Below are 16,766 nucleotides of genomic sequence, written 5' to 3' on the forward strand. Positions count from 1 at the left end.
GACCGCAGCGGGGAAGCGAACTCGGCGCGGGCTCACGCAGCTGCCCCCGCGACCTTGACGGCCTCCAAGGCCGCGACCTGCGCGTCCCACTCCTCCAGGGCAGACAGGACGATCTCCTGAAACTCGTCCAGCAGATCCAGGTAGATGTAGACCGTCGACTCGTGCCTGTGGCCGAGCAGCAACTGCAGCTTGCGCATGGGGCTGCCGAACAGAAGCCGCTCCAGTTCCTTCCGGGTGAAGTGCCGGTCCTCCCGCTGCCCCAGAGCGCGGATGGTCTGGCGCAGCATGAGACCAAGCATCTGAACTGCGAAAACATGACGCAAGGTATGGGGCGAGACCGTCAAATCGATCCCGAAGGAAGCACACCGCTCGTTGGCGCGACGGAACGCGGACTGCCACGTCGACGGCTTGAGGGGCTGCCCGTCTTCGCCGAGCCACAGAGCCAGGGGTTCCTCCGGCCGGCCAGCTCCATCCACGCGGAACAGTCTCTGCCGGGGCTGCGGGCCGATCTTCGAGTACGACCAGGCGCGGGCTGCGCCGGCCACGGTCAAGGCATGGCGGCCCGCTCGACGTACCGGTACGAAGTCGTCGACCCTCTCGTACCGGCCGCGGGCCCGAGCACGCGCGACCACGGCATCGCGCTCGATGGCGAGGTAGTGATGCCAGGACCGCAGCGTGCGCACGTTCGCGTAGACCGTCCGCGCCTTGTGCCGCTTAGTCACCGCCGCCGACAGATGGACGTCGCCGAGGACCCGGTGGACGTTCAGCGGCGGCACCTCGGTGACCAGCAGGCTTGCCCCTTCTCCCAGCCGCATCCCGGTGTAGACGAGCGAGTCGGCGAACAGCGCGTTGCGCTCGCCGTTTCGTCCACGCCACGTCGGGTCCGGCCGGCCATCGGGCAGTTCCCCGAGCAACCCGACGTTGCGCCACAGCAGATAGTCGACGAACTGCACGATGTGGAGCGGCTCTTCCTCGTCGTCCACCTCGTACTCGGCGTTGACCCTCACGCGCTTCGGGCCTTGCGGGGTCATCACCGTCTTGTCGATGTACCGGAACGGTTCCTGTGTCAGAAGGCCCTCGTGCAGCGACCACTGCACCCACTTGTCGAGGGCGGCGATCGATCGCCTCCACGTAGAGGGCGAGATCGTGTCCGGGCCATCCGTGCGCAGTCGGACCCTCTTGTAGGCCCGCAGATCCTGCTGATCGGTCTCCCAGATCGACTTCCCGCCCCGAGACTCGTGCAAGAACCGGCAGTACAGCATGAGGTCCCGCATGTAGTTCTCGTGGCCGTTGTCCGATCGCACGCCCCAGCTGTCGAGCTCGCGGCCGAACCTGTTCAAGCCGAGGTCGTACGAGCCGTCGGCGCCGAGGACGAAGAACTTGCTGTCGCTGACGCCCGCACGCTTCAGCACTGCGGACGGGTCGAACCCCCATTCCCCAATTGCCCGAGCCGGCGAGGACCGGTGCAGCAAAACGACGGCCTCCGGAGCCGTACCGAAGGTTCCTCCAACCTCCTGATGGTTGAGCGTGGTTGATTGATCTGAGTGCGCCACAGGCCCCCCTGAGACAGCAGTTACGACGGCGTAACCGCAGGATCTATGAGACAGCGTGAAGCGCCAACATAACCGCAGATCTGGCCGTGGACTCCGGTCAGTGCATGCTCGATCTCGGCCGGACGGAGGAGGCACGGGCTCGGATCGAAGAGGGGCTGTCGCTGCTGCCGCGCTCGCGGGACAAGACGCGGGGGGTGTTCCGCACGTACGAGGCGCGGTCCCTGCTTCAGGCCCGGGAAGTCGAACAGGCCCTCGTGGTCTCCAACGAGTCGCTGGACGTGGCACAACGGATCGGTGCTGACCGATGCGTGAAGCTGGTGCGGGATCTGGGACCGTCGTTTCGGCCGTACAAGTCGGTCGACGGGGTGCCCGAGTTCCTGGAACGTCTGCGTTCGTGCTGAGCACGCTGGGGTGTCGGCCGCGGCGTGTGAGCCGGGGAGATTCCACACGGCCCGGGGGGTGAGAGGTATCCCTGCGGAGAGCGCGCATGCCCTTCGCGCGACACATTAGTCACACTGCCGAAGACGGTGCGAACCGGCAGGTGAGGGGTCGGGTCCACTCAGGGCGAGGGACGGCCCGGGGCCGACAGGACCGCGACGTTCTCCCCGGACTGCCGCAGCCGTTCGAGGAGACGGGCGCTGTGCGCCTCCAGTTCGGCGTTGTGCAAGGTCAGGACCTGGATCTGGTTGGCGTAGGCGGCCAGAGTGGCCTTCAGTTCTCGGCTCGCCCCGTCCCGGACTCGTCTCGCCCCAGCCTCAGCCGGTGGACCAGGCGCGCAGTAGCGCGGCGATCTCTTGAACTGGGGCGCCCTTGTGCTTGGCACGCATGACCAGCGCGAGGGCTTCCTCCGGCTCGTAGCGCAGGGGCTGACCGTTGGTGTCGAGGAACGTCTCGGCGACCAGCCAGGCGAAGAACTCGTTCTTCGCCTCCAGCGGCTCATGGAGCGCAATCGTCTCCATCATGGCCGCGGCCTTGAGCCAGTCACTCCCTTCTCTGAACTACCTGTGCTGTCTCAGTACATTGGTGACGCAGAACCACTTCGTTGCTGGGGAATTCCCCCTAGCCTCGGGCCATGGATTGGTTTATGGCGGCGGTGGTGGGAGCGTCCGGGGGCGCCGCCATGGAAGCCGTCGACGTCATCAAGGCCATCAAGTGGCATCGCCAGATGCCATGGAACGTCCGTTCGGACACCATCGATCCGCCTCAGCGCAGAGCTGACATGCGGCCCGGCGAGGAGCACTTGCCCGCACCCGGCTGGAAGGCGTACTGGTTCGCCGGGCTGCTGCGGCTGTTCGTCAGCGGAGCTCTGACCGGCGCCGTGGCAGCCACCTACCCGCAGATCACGAGTCCATTGGTGGCGTTCCTCATCGGACTGGGCGCACTGTCGGCTGTCCAGCAGGCCACTGCACTGGTGCCGCTGATGGTCAAGAGCGCGGGGCGCGCTGCTCTGGGCGGCGTAGTCGGCGAGGCGCAGCAACAATCGCAGGCACTCCAACAAAACGGGCAGCAGCCTAGCCCTGGTCAATCGATTGGTGCTCTGCCTGGGGCCGAGACGGGAAGTCCTTCAGCCGGGAATCCACAGTCGGAGCCAGGTGTTATCGCACGACAAGATCTGGCGGGCGGAGGTGACGCGGCGTGACAGTTTCTGCCGAGTCCTTCATGGGCCGTGTCCTAGCCGTGTTTTCACGTCGCTCTCCTGGCTTCCGGCCTCCCTTGAAGACGTCTGGCCTCATGCTGCTGCCGGATAGTCCGGCTATGTCTCCTCCTGCTTCAGTTCCGGACGCCGTTCGCCCTCTCGAGACGCCCCAGCCTGGTCCAAGCCATGAGGGCGCGGCGGGACTGAGCCTGGCTGCCGCCACGGCTCCCTGGAAGTTCGTGTCTCCACAGATGCGGCTCCGGCGTCGCGGCGACCTGCTAAAAGTCGCGAATTTCCTGGAGACTGCCACCGAATCCCTCGACCTCGACCATGCCCGCGCCCGTGCCCTCGACCTCGACCGTGCGCTCGCCAGCGCCGCCCTCGACCGTCTCAGCGACATAGCCCGCGACCTCGACCGTCTCAGCGACCTCGCCCGCGACCTGGCCTTCGCCCTCGACCGCGCCCGCGCCCTCGACCGTGCCCTCGGCTTCGGCCGTGCCCTCGACCTCAGCCGCATCCTCGACCTCGACCTCGTCCTCGACCTCAGCCGCGCCCTCGACGGCCGCGAGCTCTCTATCGGCCGTGCCCTAGATCTCGCCCTCGACCCCGCCCACGGCCACGATCTCGACCGCGCCCGCGACCTCGCTCTCGGCCTCTCTGTCGCTCTCGACCGCGCCCTCGGGCACGATTTCGGCCGCGTCGTCGACAGTGACCTCGACCGGGCCCGCGCCCGCGCCCTCGACCTCGACAGTGACCGCGCCCTCGACCTCGACCTCGACCTCGACAGCGCCCTCGACAGTGACCTGGCCTTCGCCCTCGCCCTCGCCCGCGCCCTCGCCCTCGCCCTTGACCTCGGCCGTGGCCCCGCCAGCGACCTTGCCCGTGACTTCATCGAGGCTCACGGCAACCTGACCGATGCGGCAAGTAACTTTTGTGGCGTCGACCTCTCCACTGTGGATCTTGTCGAGATCAACCTCGCGGGGATCCGCTGGGATACCGACACACAATGGCCCACCCATGAGTGGCTGGCTCGTGTCCAGAGAGCATCCGTGGAGGATCCTCCTGGATCCGGGGTCTTCATTGTTCTTCCTGAAGAAGACCACGACTTCACTGATCTGGGTTCTCTGGCACCAATCTCATGAGATGCCACAACTAGCAAAAGGCCCCTCAGCCGCCGGGACGGGCGGCTGAGGGGCCTCATGGGTTCGAGTCAGACGTCGCTCAGCGCGATGTCGTAGAACTCCTCGACCGCGAGGGTTCGCAGAAAGGAGCCGGCGAGGCGGCGAGTGACCGCTCCGGGGCCCTCGTTGAGCTCGGCCCAGGTGGTCTCCGTGGCCTGTTCGTAGGTGTCCCGGTCGTAGAGGTTCTTCATTCCGGCAAACGCACGATGGTTCCGCGGAACGCTGGTGTAGGGACTGCGTCCGCGGAGCCTGGTGATGCCCAGGGCGAGGGCCCAGTTGCCCATGTAGCCGGCGTCTGCCGCGGCCTGGCGCACGAGGGCGAGGAAGCGGCGGGTGTTGCCCACCACGGCGTGGTCGTAGAGGAAGTGGTCTTCGGTCTCTTCATTGATCCGCTCAGACAAGCGGCTGGAGAAGAGCCGGAGGCCGCCGTTTTCAAAGATCCGCAGTTCGAGCGCGTTTTCGTCGTGGTACTTGCCTGGGTCCGGGGTGAAGATGCGGCCCTCGCCGAGGTTGGAGGTGGCTCGGGCTGCTCCTCCGGTCCGCCGGTAGCCACTGCCCGCGTCGATGTGGCGTGGCGCAACACCGCGTCGTCGAGGATCTCCGCACTCGCCGGGTCGTCGTCGCTCAGCAGCTGACGGGTGCGGGCGATCAGTGCGCGCACCGGCAGGTGGCAGTGGCCGCTTGCTCCGGCCTGGTCGAGTTCGTGCAGCAGGGCGGCCTGGAGCCGGGCATCGCTGTGTTTGGGGATGCCGACGGAAGGATTCTCCTCACCTCAACGAGCGACACAACCGGCAGGCCGAGGCCGTACGACCGGCACAACAGAAGCAGCGTCCGGGCAACCACGGGCCGAGTACGCCTCCGGCCGTCGGGCTCGCCGGTAACCTGCTGCCATGTCCGCCAAGCACCACCGCACCCCCGCGCCGGCCCCGTCCGCCCCCGACGCGGCAGCGCGGGAACTGGAACAACTCGCGGCCACGTACCCAAAGGACCGCGAGGAGATCCTGCTGGAGGCCGCGGACGCCTGGTGCCAGGCAGGCGAGCACGACCGCGCGCTACGGCTGTACGAACGGCTCCTCGCCGACGAGTCCACCCACCCGCACCTGGTGGCCGCCTACCGCATCGGTGCCCTCTTCGACGCCGGACGCGAAGCCGAGGCCCGTCAGGCCGCCCGCGAACTGCGCGGCCAACATCCACACGACACCCTGGCCTGGCACTACGTAGGCGAGAGCTTCGAGGCCGCCGACGACCCCCACACCGCCGCCGACTGGTTCACCGCCGGCATCACCCACACCCTCGGCCCCACCACCGACCTGACCGCCGACCTCGTCGAGACAGGGCCGCCCGGCCTCGACATGCTGCTCACCAGCCGCCACCGGGTACGCCGCCTGACCGGCGACGTGCACGACGACTGGGACGCCATCGCCGACCAGGTCCACGCCCAAGGACCCGCCCTGCTGCGCGGCACCCGCTCCCTGGACGAACTCCACAACCCACAACGCCTCTCCCCCGACGAGGACACCGACCTCGACCCTCTGCTCACCGAGCACGCCCGGCTCACCGAGCAGGTCCAGCAGCGCCGCGCCGCCCTCCACACACCCGAGATGACCTGCGCGCTGTTCTGGCCACAGCAAGAGTTCACCCAACTCCTCGAACGCTGGCCCACGTTCGCCGACGACTACGGCACCGACCACACCCACCACCTGCGCCAGGTCGAACAACTCCTGCGCACCTACTCCGACTCCGGCATGCCCCGCCTGGGCACCGCCCGCGGCACGGTCGACGACTTCGCCGCCTACGCCCGCGACGAGAACCAGGACCCTGCCGCCCCGGGCCTGCGCGCCTCCTACGCCGCCGACCTGGCCGCGCGCGGGCAGGCCCGCCCCTGGCCGCCGCCCCGCAACGGCCCCTGCTGGTGCGGCGCAGACCGCAAGTACAAGAAGTGCCACGGCAACCCCGCCCTTACCTGAGCGGAGCACAACCCCGACGATCTTGTGCTGTTCGGAAACTCATCGCTGCTGCTCGGAGTGGGTCTGGCGCGCCGTCACGGCCTGCTGGAACCCTGTCCGGGTGATCGTCTCGCTTGTGTTCAAGGTGGCACGGAAGCTGCTCGCGGTCCCGGCGGTACTGCTGCGCCGGGACGCGGCCAAAGACGCCGAGCTGCTGGTGCTGCGGCATGAGAACGCGGTGCTGCGCAGGCAGCTCACCGCGCCCGTGGGGTACGAGCCAGCGGACCGGCTGTGGTTCACGGCACTGTCCTCGCTGATCCCCCGGCACCGGTGGTCGCAGGTGTTTCCAGTGACGCCCGGGACTCTGCTCGCGTGGCACCGCAGGCTGATCGCCCGGAAGTGGGACTACAGCAGGCGCAGGAGCGGGCCCGGCAGGCCGCCGACCGCGAGAGCGCTGAAGACGCTGGTGCTGCGGCTGGCCAAAGAGAATCCACGCTGGGCCTGCCGTCGAATCTAGGGCGAACTGGTCCGCCTCGGGCATCCGATCGGCACGACGACGGTTTGGGAGATCCTCACCGCGGCGGGCATAGATCCGGCCCCGCGCCGTGGGGGCCCGACGTGGCGCGAGTTCCTGACCGCGCAAGCCGAGGGTGTCATCGCCGGCGACTTCGTGCACATCGACCTGGCCGACCTACGCCGGGTGTACGCGCTGGTCTTCCTCGAGCACGGCACACGCCGACTGCACGTCGCCGGCGTGACCGCCCACCCGACGGGATCCTGGACGGTGCAACAAGCAAGAAACCTCGCCGCCGAGTTGGGCGTACGAGTCGACTCACTACACTTCCTGCTCCGTGACCGGGACGCGAAGTACACCGCATCCTTCGATGCGGTCTTCGAGGCTGAGGACGTGGAGGTCATCAAGACGCCACCCCGTGCTCCGCGAGCGAACGCCCACTGCGAACGGGTCATCGGAACCCTGCGGCGCGAGGTCCTCGACCACCTCCTTATGTGGAACGAGACCCACGCCCGGCAAGTCCTCAACGCCTACACCCGGCTACAACCGCCATCGCCCGCACCAGGCCCGGAAACAGCTCCCTCCCCTCGCCCAGGACCACCCGGTGCCCATACCCGACCCGACCGCTCACCGGCCCTCCGCACCCGAGTACTCAGCGGCGTCATCAACGAGTACAGATACGCGGCCTGACCAGCAGCGACGAGTTTACGAACGGCACAGGCTGCGCTTGTTGGATCGCGACGCTGCGTGACCTACTCGGACACCAGAGGGCGGTATGTAACTTTTTGTCCGGTTCGCTGTTGTGTGTGGACGAGGCGCAGTGATCGGTTGCTTGGGGTTAGCCGATACCGGGTGCCGAGCGACGGAACTCAGTGGCGGGAACCGGCTCGGATGACGGCTGCCACTCCCGCCTGATCAGCCCGTAGACCCACGAGTCAGAGACCTCGCCGTTGACGACGCAGTCTTCCCGCAACGTCCCTTCACGCACGAAGCCGAGCTTCTCCAGCACGCGGGCAGAAGCCACGTTGCGCGTATCGGTCTCAGCTTGGACGCGATTTAGGTCCAGCGTGTCGAATGCCCACCGCAGCAGAGCGCACGCGGCCTCGGTCGCGTAGCCGTGGCCCCACGCTGCATCGTCGAAGCAGTAGCCAAGCGACGCGCTGCGGTAGTCCGGATTCCACCTGTTCAGGCTGCACCAGCCGATGAACGCCCCGTCGGAGACACGATCTACGGCCAGCCGCGCCCCGGTGCCCTCCTGTGCCATCTGCCGGCAAGCCGTGATGAACTTCTCGGCGCGCACGCGTTCGCTCCACGGTGGCGCGTCCCAGTAGCGCAGCACGTAGGCGCTGCTGTGCAGTGCGAAGAGGTCGTTCGCATCCGCGTCTTCGAAGGCACGCAGTCGAAGGCGAGCGGTGTGCAACGAGGGGGTGGGCAGCGACGTCGTCATGTTCCCTCCCCTGATCGGTGGCCGATCAATCAGACATCCGATGCGGGGCACTCGCAACGGGTTTTCTCGGCGGGCTGGCAGAACGACGTGTCCGCTCATCGGCGCGACCGAGCGCCCCCAGAGGGCGGCACCTGAGGTGATGCCCGGTTTGGCCTTTCGGTTGGGCTGAGCAGGCTGGTTGTTGCGGCCCGCCGGAGGGGCTGCGGCCGTGGCAGGGTGAACAACCCCTGCTCGGTCTCGGCCAGGATCCCCCGCTCGGCGAGCCGCTTGAGCTTCAGACGGACGTTGTTGATGTTGCTGGGAGCGATCTCCACGTCCATCACCTCACACACCGCCCGCGCCCGCAGCGGGGCATCGGCCGCGGCGAACACTGCCATGATCTGCTGGTAGGCCGGATGGTCCGGCAGCTTCGCGGCCGGCGGCACGGGCAGGGGCGGATCGGGCAGCTCCAGCAGCGTCTTGCGAGTGATCCGGATCTCCTCGGCGGCGGTGTCGAACCCGTCCAGCAGTGCGGTCAGCTCCGCGATCCTCTCCCGGGCCCCTTCGGCCTGCGCGGCGATCTCCCGCTCCTCCATCCGCGCCAGCAGCGCCCCCAACATCAGCTCCCCGCCGGTCATGCTCCGCGCCAGGCGGGCGTGGAGGTGCCGGTCAGCATCTTCGACATCCGGTCGCTTATCGCCCAGTACACCCGGGACTCGGCCGAGGCGGGCCGGTACTCGTAGTCGCGCACCAGCCTGCGGTGGAGCATCAAGATCCCGTTCGGCTGCTCCACAATCCACCGCTGTGCTGGGGCACGAACCCCATCTCGGCCCGGGTTGCGCTCGACGACTTCGACGTCGATGCCCACCTGCTTCCCGTGGTCCACGACGGTCTTCTTGAACCCCTGGTCCACCAGGGCCTTCTTCACAGTGCCGGCGCCTGCCGCGACCTTGTCGAGCAGGGCGGTGCCGAACGCGTTGTCGTGGGCGCTGGCGGCCAGCACGGTGACGGCGATGACCAGGCCGAGGACGTCGACCGCCAGCCCGCGCTTGCGTCCGGGCACCTTCTTGGCCGCGTCCTTCCCGGTCGTGGTCGCAGGGACGTTCACCGCGGCGTGGACGCTCTGCGTGTCGATCACGACCAGGCTCGGATCCTCCGGCCGCCCGGCCTTCTCCCGGACCTGCCAGCGCAGCAGGTCGTTGATCTTCACGTCCGTGCCGTCGTCGCGCCAGGCCGCGAAGTAGTAGTAGACGGCCGACTTCGGCGGCAGGTCATGGGGGAGGTAGTCCCACTGGCAGCCCGTCCTGCCCTGGTACAGGATCGCGTTGACGATCTCCCGCATCTCGTATCGGCCCTGATGTCTCGTCGGGGACGGATGGTCGGCCTTCCATGCCGAGATCACCGGCTCGATCAGCGCCCACCGCTCATCGGATAAGTCGCTCTTGTAGGGCTTGCGGTCACTCACCCAGACAGCCCAACAGGACCAAGCAGGCCGACCGGCCCGAACCGCCCAAACCCACACGATCAGGCGACCACGAGACCGTCATACCAGCTCAAAATGCCCTCTCAGATCCCGTGGCCGAATTTCAGGGCAAACGGCCACTCAGTGGCCGATCGGCCACCGATCCGAGACGGGCTGGTCAGAACCGATCACAGCGGCGGCGCGCCTGCTGGCCTCTCTGACGTGCCGGGATCGGGGCCGGGCTGGATGGGGAGGCTGACGACCGCCTGGAGTCCGCCGCTGGGGCTTTGCCCGAGGTGAAGCGTGCCGTGGTGGAGGTGGGCCTGCTGCTCGACGAGGGCGAGGCCGAGCCCGGAGCCCGGGGCGTGGGTGCGTGGGCCGCGGGCGAAGCGTTCCTTCGCAGCTTGGCGCTGGTCGGGCGGGATGCCGGGACCGTCGTCGTTGACGGTGATCCGGGCCACATCGTCGTGGTGGAAGAGCTGGATGTCGACGTGTCCGTCGGTGTGGCCGTGGAGAGCGGCGTTGTCCAGGAGGTTGTCGATGGCGAGCCGGAGTCCGGCCGGCCATCCCTGGATGGTCACCGGAGCGGCGGGTGCAAGGTGGTAGGTGACGGCGGGGTGACGGTGGGCGGCATGGTGGACAGCTTCGGTCAACAGGGCGGTCAGGTCGACGGCAGTGCGCTCGGGAAGGGCGCGGGCGTCGCCGCGGGCCAGTGCCTGGAGGCCGGTGAGGAGCGTGGTGAGACGCTGGTGCTCGGTCTGCATCGCTTTCAGGGCCCCGGTGCGTTGGTGGTCGGGTAGGTCCGGGTTGCGTTGGAGGGTCTCCAGGGTCATGCCGAGCGTGGTGAGGGGGGTGCGCAGTTCGTGTCCGGCGTCTGCGGTGAAGCGGCGTGTGGCTTCCATGCTGGTGCGTAGCTGGTCGAGCATGACGTTCAACGCGTGGGAGAGGTCGGCTACTTCTTGGGACCGGTCGACAGCGGGAAGGGCGGGCCCGGTGACGTCGGCGCTGACGGCCAGGGCACCGGTGCGCAGCCGCTGCAGGGGGTGGAGGAGGAGCCGGGTGATCAGCCAGGTACCCGCGGCGGTGATTACGGCTGCGAGGAGGGTGTCCGTGGCGACGATGGCGATGTTGTCGCTGCGGCGGCGTTCAAGGGCGTCGATGTCCTGGAGGACTTCGAGCCGATCGCCTGGGGTGTTCAAGGGCCGGGTGAGGGAGCGCCAGGTTTGTCCGTCGCCCTGGATGGTGGTGTAGCCGTCCCGCTCGGGCACCGGCAAAGGGAGGGGCGGGGTCTCGCCGCGCTGCGCGGTGACCTGTCCGTCCGAGATGAGACGGACCAGACTCTGACTGCCGGTCAGCAGGCCCCCATAGTCGTCCTGGCCCTGGTCTCCTTCGTCGCCGCCTTGGTGGTCGCCTTGGCCGAGGAGTTTGTCGGCGTCTTGCTGTACTTTCTCGGCGCGGGCCTCAAGCTGCCGGTCGACGTCGGTGCGGTCGCGGTGGTCGATCCGGGCGACGATGACCAGCCCGGCGAGCGCAACCACCACCGTCACCAGCAGCGCTACCGCGATGGTGATCTGGGAGCGCAAGCTGCGCGGTACGAGCTTCACGATCCGGCCCGCAGGGCGAATCCGATCCCGCGCACCGTCTGCAGGATGCGCGGGCTGCCGTCGGCTTCGAGCTTCTTGCGCAGGTAGCCGATGAAGACGTCCACCACGTTGGTGTCCACGTCCCAGGTATAGCCCCACACCTGCTCCAGCAACTGGGCGCGCGAGAGGACCTGCCCGGGCCGGTACGCGAGCGCGAGCAGCAGGTCGAACTCGCGGGCGGTCAGCTGCAGATCCCGCCCCGCCCGCGAGGCGATGCGACGGGCCGGCTCGATCGCTACGTCGCCGATGACCAGTGGCCGCTCTGCGGTCGACTCGTGCAGGCGGACCATGGCGTGCAGGCGGGCAGCGAGCTCGCCGATGGAGAACGGCTTGACCACGTAGTCGTCCGCGCCGGCCGCGAGCCCGGCAACCCGGTCGTCGACCTCGTCACGCGCGGACAGCATGCACACCGGCAGGGTTCGGCCATCGGCCCGTAGTCGACGGACCACGTCGACGCCGGACAGGCCAGGCATGGTCACGTCCAGCACGATTACCGACGGAAGTCGCGTGGCGACCGCTTGCAGCGCCATCGTGCCGTCCTCGGCGAGCCGCACCGTAAAGCCCTCCAGTTCCAGACCGAGGTCCAGGGCTTCGCGTACGCCCGGGTCGTCATCCACGACCAACACCTCGGGATTGCGACCCGCTCCTGTCATCCGCTGAACCTCAGCCCTTCCCTCGGCGCCCCGCCGTCAGGGGCTGTCCAAGGTCAAGAATCGGCCGCAAAGGACAAGGAAGTCTAAGAGGGCGGTAAGTGACTCGATGCCCTTTTCGGGGTTGCGTTGGGTGAGGCGAGCTGGTCGTGGAAGCATGGCGTGCCAATGGCTGGCCACAGGTGAACAAGCCGGGCTCGGTTTCGGTGCAGACGCCTCCGACGCTCTTCGGCAGTAGCCAGAGCAACCAGGGCTCTGCATAGGCCTCGGGTTGGCGGGGACGGTTTTCCTGTCTGCGGCGACTGCCAGGTACTTGGGGTAGAGGGGTGTCCGGGCGGGGCCGGTTCGGATTTGTCCGGGGAGTCGTCGCCGTCGAGATCCTCGGTGGTGGTGGTCGCGAGGGTGATGCGGACGTGGTCGTGCTCTTGTGTAGAAGATAGTCAATTTGTGCTGTCCCTATGGAACGATCACCGGCATGGAGATCCTTCGGTACGTGTTCCTTGTCTTCCACCTCTTCGGGTTCGCCGCGATCATGGGTGGCTTCTTCTTCCAGCTGAGAGGGAAGGACCCGGTGACCGGCAGTTACATGCCGATCAGCGCGGTCGTTCAGCTGGTCACCGGTGCGGGACTCATATGGACCCGGACGTCCCTGGACCTGCCGGTGGACAACGCGAAGATGGGAGTGAAGCTGGCCCTGGACGTCCTGGTGGCGGTAACAGCGCTCGTGGGCATGCGCAACAAGCAGCAGTGGGCGTTCTATGCCGTGGGGACGTTCACGGCGGCCGCAGCCATCGTGGCCGTTGCATGGAAGTAGTTCCCCAGTGGGCCCTGGCGCGTATTCGGACGCCATGTCACACACCGTACTTTGAGAGGGCGGTATGCGATCTGGTGTCCGTGATGCTGTCGCCTGAACGTGTGGCTCTGGGGGAATCGGGCTGATTGTGGGGCGGGGGTCCTGCTGGACTCCTGGCGTGAGTGAGCGGCAGCCATACAAGTGCGACTTATCCGACGAGCGCTGGGCTCTGGTCGAGCCCGTGATCTCGGCCTGGAAGGCCCAACACCCCTCGGTGAGCGGGCATTCGGGCCGGTACGAGATGCGGGAGATCGTCAACGCTCTGCTCTATCAGTCACGGACCGGCTGCCAGTGGGACTACCTGCCGCACGACCTCCCGCCGCCGGGCGCGGTGAAGTACTACTTCTGCACCTGGCGCGACGACGGCACGGACAAGCTCATCCATGACCTGCTGCGGTGGAAGGTGCGGGAGCGCCGGGGGCGATTAGAGGACCCGTCGTTGGTGGTGCTGGACACCCAGAGCCTCCACGCGGCTTCCGGAGTTCCTGCATCCACGACGGGCCGGGATGCGAACAAGAGGGCGCCGGGCCGCAAACGGGCCATGGCTGTAGACGTGTTGGGCCTGGTGATCGCGGCGGCGGTGGTGCCGGCCTGCACGCACGACAACGCCGCGGGTATCGCCCTGCTGGACAAGGCCGCCGCCGACAACGCGAGTGTCGTCAAGGCGCTGGTGGATCAGGGGTTCAAGAACGCCGTCGTGGACCACCGTCAGAAACTGGGCATCGAGGTCGAGGTCTCACGCGCAACCCTGGTGACGTGGGGTTCGTTCCGCAGGCCAAGCGGTGGGTGGTGGAGCAGACAAACGGGATCCTGATGTTCTTCCGCAGGCTGGTGCGGGACTACGAACACCTCACCTCCTCGACCGAGTCGCGAATCTACTGGGCCATAAGCGACGTGATGGCCCGTCGGCTGACCGGCACGGCCGCACCGACCTGGCGCGGCGCATGACCAACCCCGACCTCACCCTCGGTGCCGTCCTGGTCCTGCTTGAGACCCGCGAACAGCAGATCACCGCCGAACAGGAAACTGTCCGCGCGCAGATCGCGGAGCTGTCCGCGCAACTCACCGAACTCGAGCAGGAGGCCGCGAGCGTCACGACGACCCGTCAGACACTCCTCGCCCTGCCCGATCCCGAACCGGCGCCGCCGACCACCCTGGCTCCCATCCCGCCGGATGCCCCGGCCTATGAGCAGATCCTGGCCGTACTCACCCGCGCGGACGGACCGCTACGCGTGCGAAGCATCTGCGAAGAAGTCGGCGTGGAGCTGACGAACAGCAACATCAACAACATGCGGCACAAGGTCAAACGCCTCGTCGCCCGCGGCGCCGTCGCGGAGCCCGAACAAGGCCAGTTCACCCTCCCGACGCGCTGAACGCCGCCCCCACCAGCGAGAACCCCGCCACCCACGCCCGCATCCTTGAAACGGACATCGTCTCACTTACCGCCCTCTAAGAGCCACGCGGCCCGCTTCCACAGCTTTCCCCCTCCCCATCCCAGTATCAGTGCAGGTCACCGGCCCTTCCCAGGGTTCGGGGTGCCTTGGAATGCGGGCGGCTTCTTAGAGCTGCCACAAAAAGCACGGCCAGCGTGAACACCGCACACCCCGCGCACCGCGGCCGACAGTGACCCACGCCGAAGGAATTCCGTGATGACCCTCTCCACCGCTCCACTCCGCGGCCATCGCAAGCCGCCCGCCACACGCCGCGGGCGAGGCTTCACCCTGGCCGACCCCCTGGGCGCCCTTGCGATCCTGTCCGTGGTCGCCGTCGTCGCCTTGTGGGTGATGAACCAGGGCGGCCCGCTCAGCCTCACCACCCTCGACCGGGCCATGGGCTCCCTCGGCCTGCTCACGGGACTACTGGCCTCCGACCTGATGATCCTCCAAGTCGTTCTCCTGGCGCGGATCCCCTGGGTCGAGTGCTCCTGGGGTCACGACCTGCTCACCCGTCGCCATCGCTGGATCGGTTTCGCCTCGTTCTGGCTGATGATCGCCCACGTCGCACTGTTCGCCGTCGAACGAGCGGTGCGCGAACCCGAGGCGATGCTGGACGCGCTGATACGAGTGTTCATCACCGACTCATGGATGCTCTTCGCCACCGTCGGCACCATCCTGCTGATCATGGTGGTGGTCACCTCGATCCGCGCTGCCCGCCGCAAGCTGCGCTACGAGTCCTGGCACCTGCTGCACCTGTACTCCTACGCCGGGATCGCCGCGACGTTCCCGCACACGTTCGTCCACGGCGCCGACTTCCACGAGACCTGGACCCGCATCTACTGGTGGACCCTGTACGGCTTCGCGTTCGCCGTCACCCTCCTGTACCGCATAGCCCTGCCCGCCTGGTGCTCCCTCCACCACCGTCTGCGCGTCGAGTCCGTGAACACCGAGGCGCCCGGGACGGTATCGATCACGCTCAAGGGCCACCGCCTGGACAAGATGAAGACCGCCTCCGGACAGTTCTTCATCTGGCGCTTCCTCGACGGCCCCGGCTGGTCCCGCGGCAACCCCTACACCCTCTCCGCCGCCCCCACAGCCGACCAGCTGCGCATCACCATCAAGGCCGCCGGCGACGGCAGCGAACGCGCCGCCCGTCTCACCCCCGGCACCCGCGCCCTGATCGAAGGCCCCTACGGCACCCTCACCGCCCGCCAACGCACCCAACCCCGCATGCTCCTCATCGCCGCCGGCATCGGCATCACCCCGATGCGCGCCCTGCTCGAGGACACCGCCTACGCGCCCGGCGAGGCCACCCTCATCCATCGCTACAGCGAGGACCAGCACGCCGTGTTCGCCGACGAGCTGCGGGCGATTGCCGCCGACCGCGGTGTCGAGCTGATCCTCCTGCCGGGACCACGTCGCGCCGACACCTCCTGGCAGGCCGCAGGACCGGCCCACCTCCATGACGACGCCCAAGTCCTCAAGAACCTCGTCCCTGACATCGCGCGCTGCGACATCTACGTCTGCGGCCCGCCCACCTGGATCATCGCCGTACGCGAAGCCGCCCGAGGCGCAGGCGCCCACCGCGACAACATCCACACCGAAGAGTTCGCCTGGTAACCGCGCACACCACCAGCGCCCCATCCGACCAACAGGAGACCGACATGCGACGCAACACCATCTGGATCACCGCCACCCTCGCCGTGGCCGCCCTCCTCTTCGCCTTCCAGTTCAACCTCTCCGGAACCACCGGCAAATCCGGAGACGACGGCAATCACACGGCACCCGGTTCCACAGCCCCCGCCAGCCCCGGCCAGGACCAGGCCAAGCCCGGCGACGACACCCCAGGCGACGGCGAACACGTCGGCAAGCCCGGCGAGAACAAGTAGCAAGGCACCACATCCAAGTGGATCTGCACGCCCGCGTTCTGCGCAGGGCGTGCAGATTCACGCCTTTCCACACGCGGGATGAACCCATCCGAGGATTCGGGTACGACGGTGAGACCGCCAGGCTGGTGCATGAAGCAGCCCGGCGATGCCACGCGACACGCATTGACAGCGAAGCTAGTCCGTGCAGGTCAGAGCCTCCTGCCGGACTAACTTCAATGTCAACGGACAGTCGGCGTATCGTCTGTCCGGGTGGGTGGTTGGGGGGCGGATGTCAACAACGGTGCGACGCATTGCAGTTGCCGTGCTCTGCTTCCTGGCGCCGGCGCTGGCATCGCTCGCCGTCAACGCCGCCACCGAAGACGACCGGTGGCCGATGGGGCTGGACGTCCTGCGGCGCCATCCCTGGACATCGATGGTGGCCCTCAGCCTGGTGGGGATCCTCGCCGCAGCTGTAGACGCCTGGCGTCAAGCCCGGCCGGGGGGGGGGGGGGGGGGGGGGGGGGGGGGGGGGGGGGGGAGGGAGGTCGCGGAGGAGGAGGAAAGAGGATGGGGGGGCGAACCCGCAACGCGCAAGAAA

Annotated in this window: 16 protein-coding genes and 2 pseudogenes; 10 read left to right on the plus strand and 8 right to left on the minus strand. The window is 67.8% G+C overall.

Annotated elements, in window-relative coordinates; all coding sequences use genetic code 11:
• Positions 1–32 precede the first annotated feature (32 nt).
• Entirely contained in the window at positions 33–1,412 is a 1,380-nt protein-coding gene (locus ACZ4WS_RS45245; protein WP_467989670.1) for a tyrosine-type recombinase/integrase, read from the minus strand.
• A 245-nt stretch (positions 1,413–1,657) separates the two neighbouring features.
• Here ACZ4WS_RS45245 and ACZ4WS_RS45250 point away from each other — a divergent pair, with 245 nt between their 5' ends.
• A complete protein-coding gene (locus tag ACZ4WS_RS45250; RefSeq protein ID WP_467989673.1) occupies positions 1,658–1,954 on the plus strand; it encodes a hypothetical protein in 297 nt (98 codons plus the stop codon).
• A gap of 354 nt (positions 1,955–2,308) precedes the next feature.
• Here ACZ4WS_RS45250 and ACZ4WS_RS45255 read toward each other — a convergent pair whose 3' ends face one another.
• Positions 2,309–2,515 carry a hypothetical protein gene (locus tag ACZ4WS_RS45255; protein WP_467989675.1) on the minus strand — a complete coding sequence of 69 codons (207 nt, stop codon included), beginning with the start codon at positions 2,513–2,515 and terminating at the stop codon, positions 2,309–2,311.
• A 110-nt stretch (positions 2,516–2,625) separates the two neighbouring features.
• Here ACZ4WS_RS45255 and ACZ4WS_RS45260 point away from each other — a divergent pair, with 110 nt between their 5' ends.
• The gene (locus ACZ4WS_RS45260; protein WP_467989677.1) at positions 2,626–3,192 is read left to right on the plus strand and encodes a hypothetical protein; all 567 of its coding nucleotides are present in this window, start codon (positions 2,626–2,628) and stop codon (positions 3,190–3,192) included.
• A gap of 236 nt (positions 3,193–3,428) precedes the next feature.
• Complete coding sequence (locus tag ACZ4WS_RS45265; RefSeq protein ID WP_467989679.1) at positions 3,429–4,331, plus strand: hypothetical protein; 903 nt, start codon at positions 3,429–3,431, stop codon at positions 4,329–4,331.
• 68 nt (positions 4,332–4,399) lie between these two features.
• Here ACZ4WS_RS45265 and ACZ4WS_RS45270 read toward each other — a convergent pair whose 3' ends face one another.
• Positions 4,400–4,771 (minus strand): hypothetical protein, encoded by a 372-nt coding sequence (locus tag ACZ4WS_RS45270; protein ID WP_467989681.1) that lies wholly within the window; start codon positions 4,769–4,771, stop codon positions 4,400–4,402.
• 489 nt (positions 4,772–5,260) lie between these two features.
• Here ACZ4WS_RS45270 and ACZ4WS_RS45275 point away from each other — a divergent pair, with 489 nt between their 5' ends.
• Complete coding sequence (locus ACZ4WS_RS45275) at positions 5,261–6,337, plus strand: tetratricopeptide repeat protein (RefSeq protein WP_467989682.1); 1,077 nt, start codon at positions 5,261–5,263, stop codon at positions 6,335–6,337.
• Positions 6,338–6,437: 100 nt separating this feature from the next.
• Positions 6,438–7,520 (plus strand): annotated as a pseudogene (locus tag ACZ4WS_RS45280) (integrase core domain-containing protein).
• A 148-nt stretch (positions 7,521–7,668) separates the two neighbouring features.
• Here ACZ4WS_RS45280 and ACZ4WS_RS45285 read toward each other — a convergent pair.
• The 5 genes from ACZ4WS_RS45285 to ACZ4WS_RS45305 form a co-directional block, all read right to left on the minus strand.
• Positions 7,669–8,277 (minus strand): GNAT family N-acetyltransferase, encoded by a 609-nt coding sequence (locus ACZ4WS_RS45285; protein WP_467989684.1) that lies wholly within the window; start codon positions 8,275–8,277, stop codon positions 7,669–7,671.
• Between the two features lie 95 nt (positions 8,278–8,372).
• On the minus strand, positions 8,373–8,894 hold the full coding sequence (locus tag ACZ4WS_RS45290) for a hypothetical protein (protein ID WP_467989686.1): 522 nt from the start codon (positions 8,892–8,894) through the stop codon (positions 8,373–8,375).
• Positions 8,891–9,721, minus strand: coding sequence for an IS5 family transposase (locus ACZ4WS_RS45295; RefSeq protein WP_467989688.1), 831 nt, complete (start codon positions 9,719–9,721; stop codon positions 8,891–8,893). Before ACZ4WS_RS45295 ends, ACZ4WS_RS45290 begins: the two co-directional genes overlap by 4 nt.
• A gap of 185 nt (positions 9,722–9,906) precedes the next feature.
• On the minus strand, positions 9,907–11,322 hold the full coding sequence (locus ACZ4WS_RS45300; protein WP_467989689.1) for a sensor histidine kinase: 1,416 nt from the start codon (positions 11,320–11,322) through the stop codon (positions 9,907–9,909).
• Positions 11,319–12,014, minus strand: a complete 696-nt coding sequence (locus ACZ4WS_RS45305) for a response regulator transcription factor (RefSeq protein ID WP_467989691.1) — start codon at positions 12,012–12,014, stop codon at positions 11,319–11,321. Before ACZ4WS_RS45305 ends, ACZ4WS_RS45300 begins: the two co-directional genes overlap by 4 nt.
• Before the next feature lie 472 nt (positions 12,015–12,486).
• On the opposite strand from ACZ4WS_RS45305, the gene ACZ4WS_RS45310 reads away from it, so the two are divergent.
• The 5 genes and pseudogenes from ACZ4WS_RS45310 to ACZ4WS_RS45330 all read left to right on the plus strand — a co-directional run bounded on the left by ACZ4WS_RS45310 (position 12,487) and on the right by ACZ4WS_RS45330 (position 16,189).
• Positions 12,487–12,825, plus strand: a complete 339-nt coding sequence (locus ACZ4WS_RS45310; RefSeq protein ID WP_467989692.1) for a hypothetical protein — start codon at positions 12,487–12,489, stop codon at positions 12,823–12,825.
• Between the two features lie 157 nt (positions 12,826–12,982).
• Positions 12,983–13,812 (plus strand): annotated as a pseudogene (locus ACZ4WS_RS45315) (IS5 family transposase).
• A complete protein-coding gene (locus tag ACZ4WS_RS45320; RefSeq protein WP_467989694.1) occupies positions 13,809–14,237 on the plus strand; it encodes a hypothetical protein in 429 nt (142 codons plus the stop codon). Before ACZ4WS_RS45315 ends, ACZ4WS_RS45320 begins: the two are co-directional and overlap by 4 nt.
• A 276-nt stretch (positions 14,238–14,513) precedes the next feature.
• Positions 14,514–15,920, plus strand: a complete 1,407-nt coding sequence (locus ACZ4WS_RS45325; RefSeq protein WP_467989695.1) for a ferredoxin reductase family protein — start codon at positions 14,514–14,516, stop codon at positions 15,918–15,920.
• Between the two features lie 44 nt (positions 15,921–15,964).
• A complete protein-coding gene (locus ACZ4WS_RS45330) occupies positions 15,965–16,189 on the plus strand; it encodes a hypothetical protein (RefSeq protein ID WP_467989697.1) in 225 nt (74 codons plus the stop codon).
• The last annotated feature ends 577 nt before the right edge of the window (positions 16,190–16,766 follow it).

Source organism: Streptomyces sp. NPDC029292, from assembly GCF_055569295.1.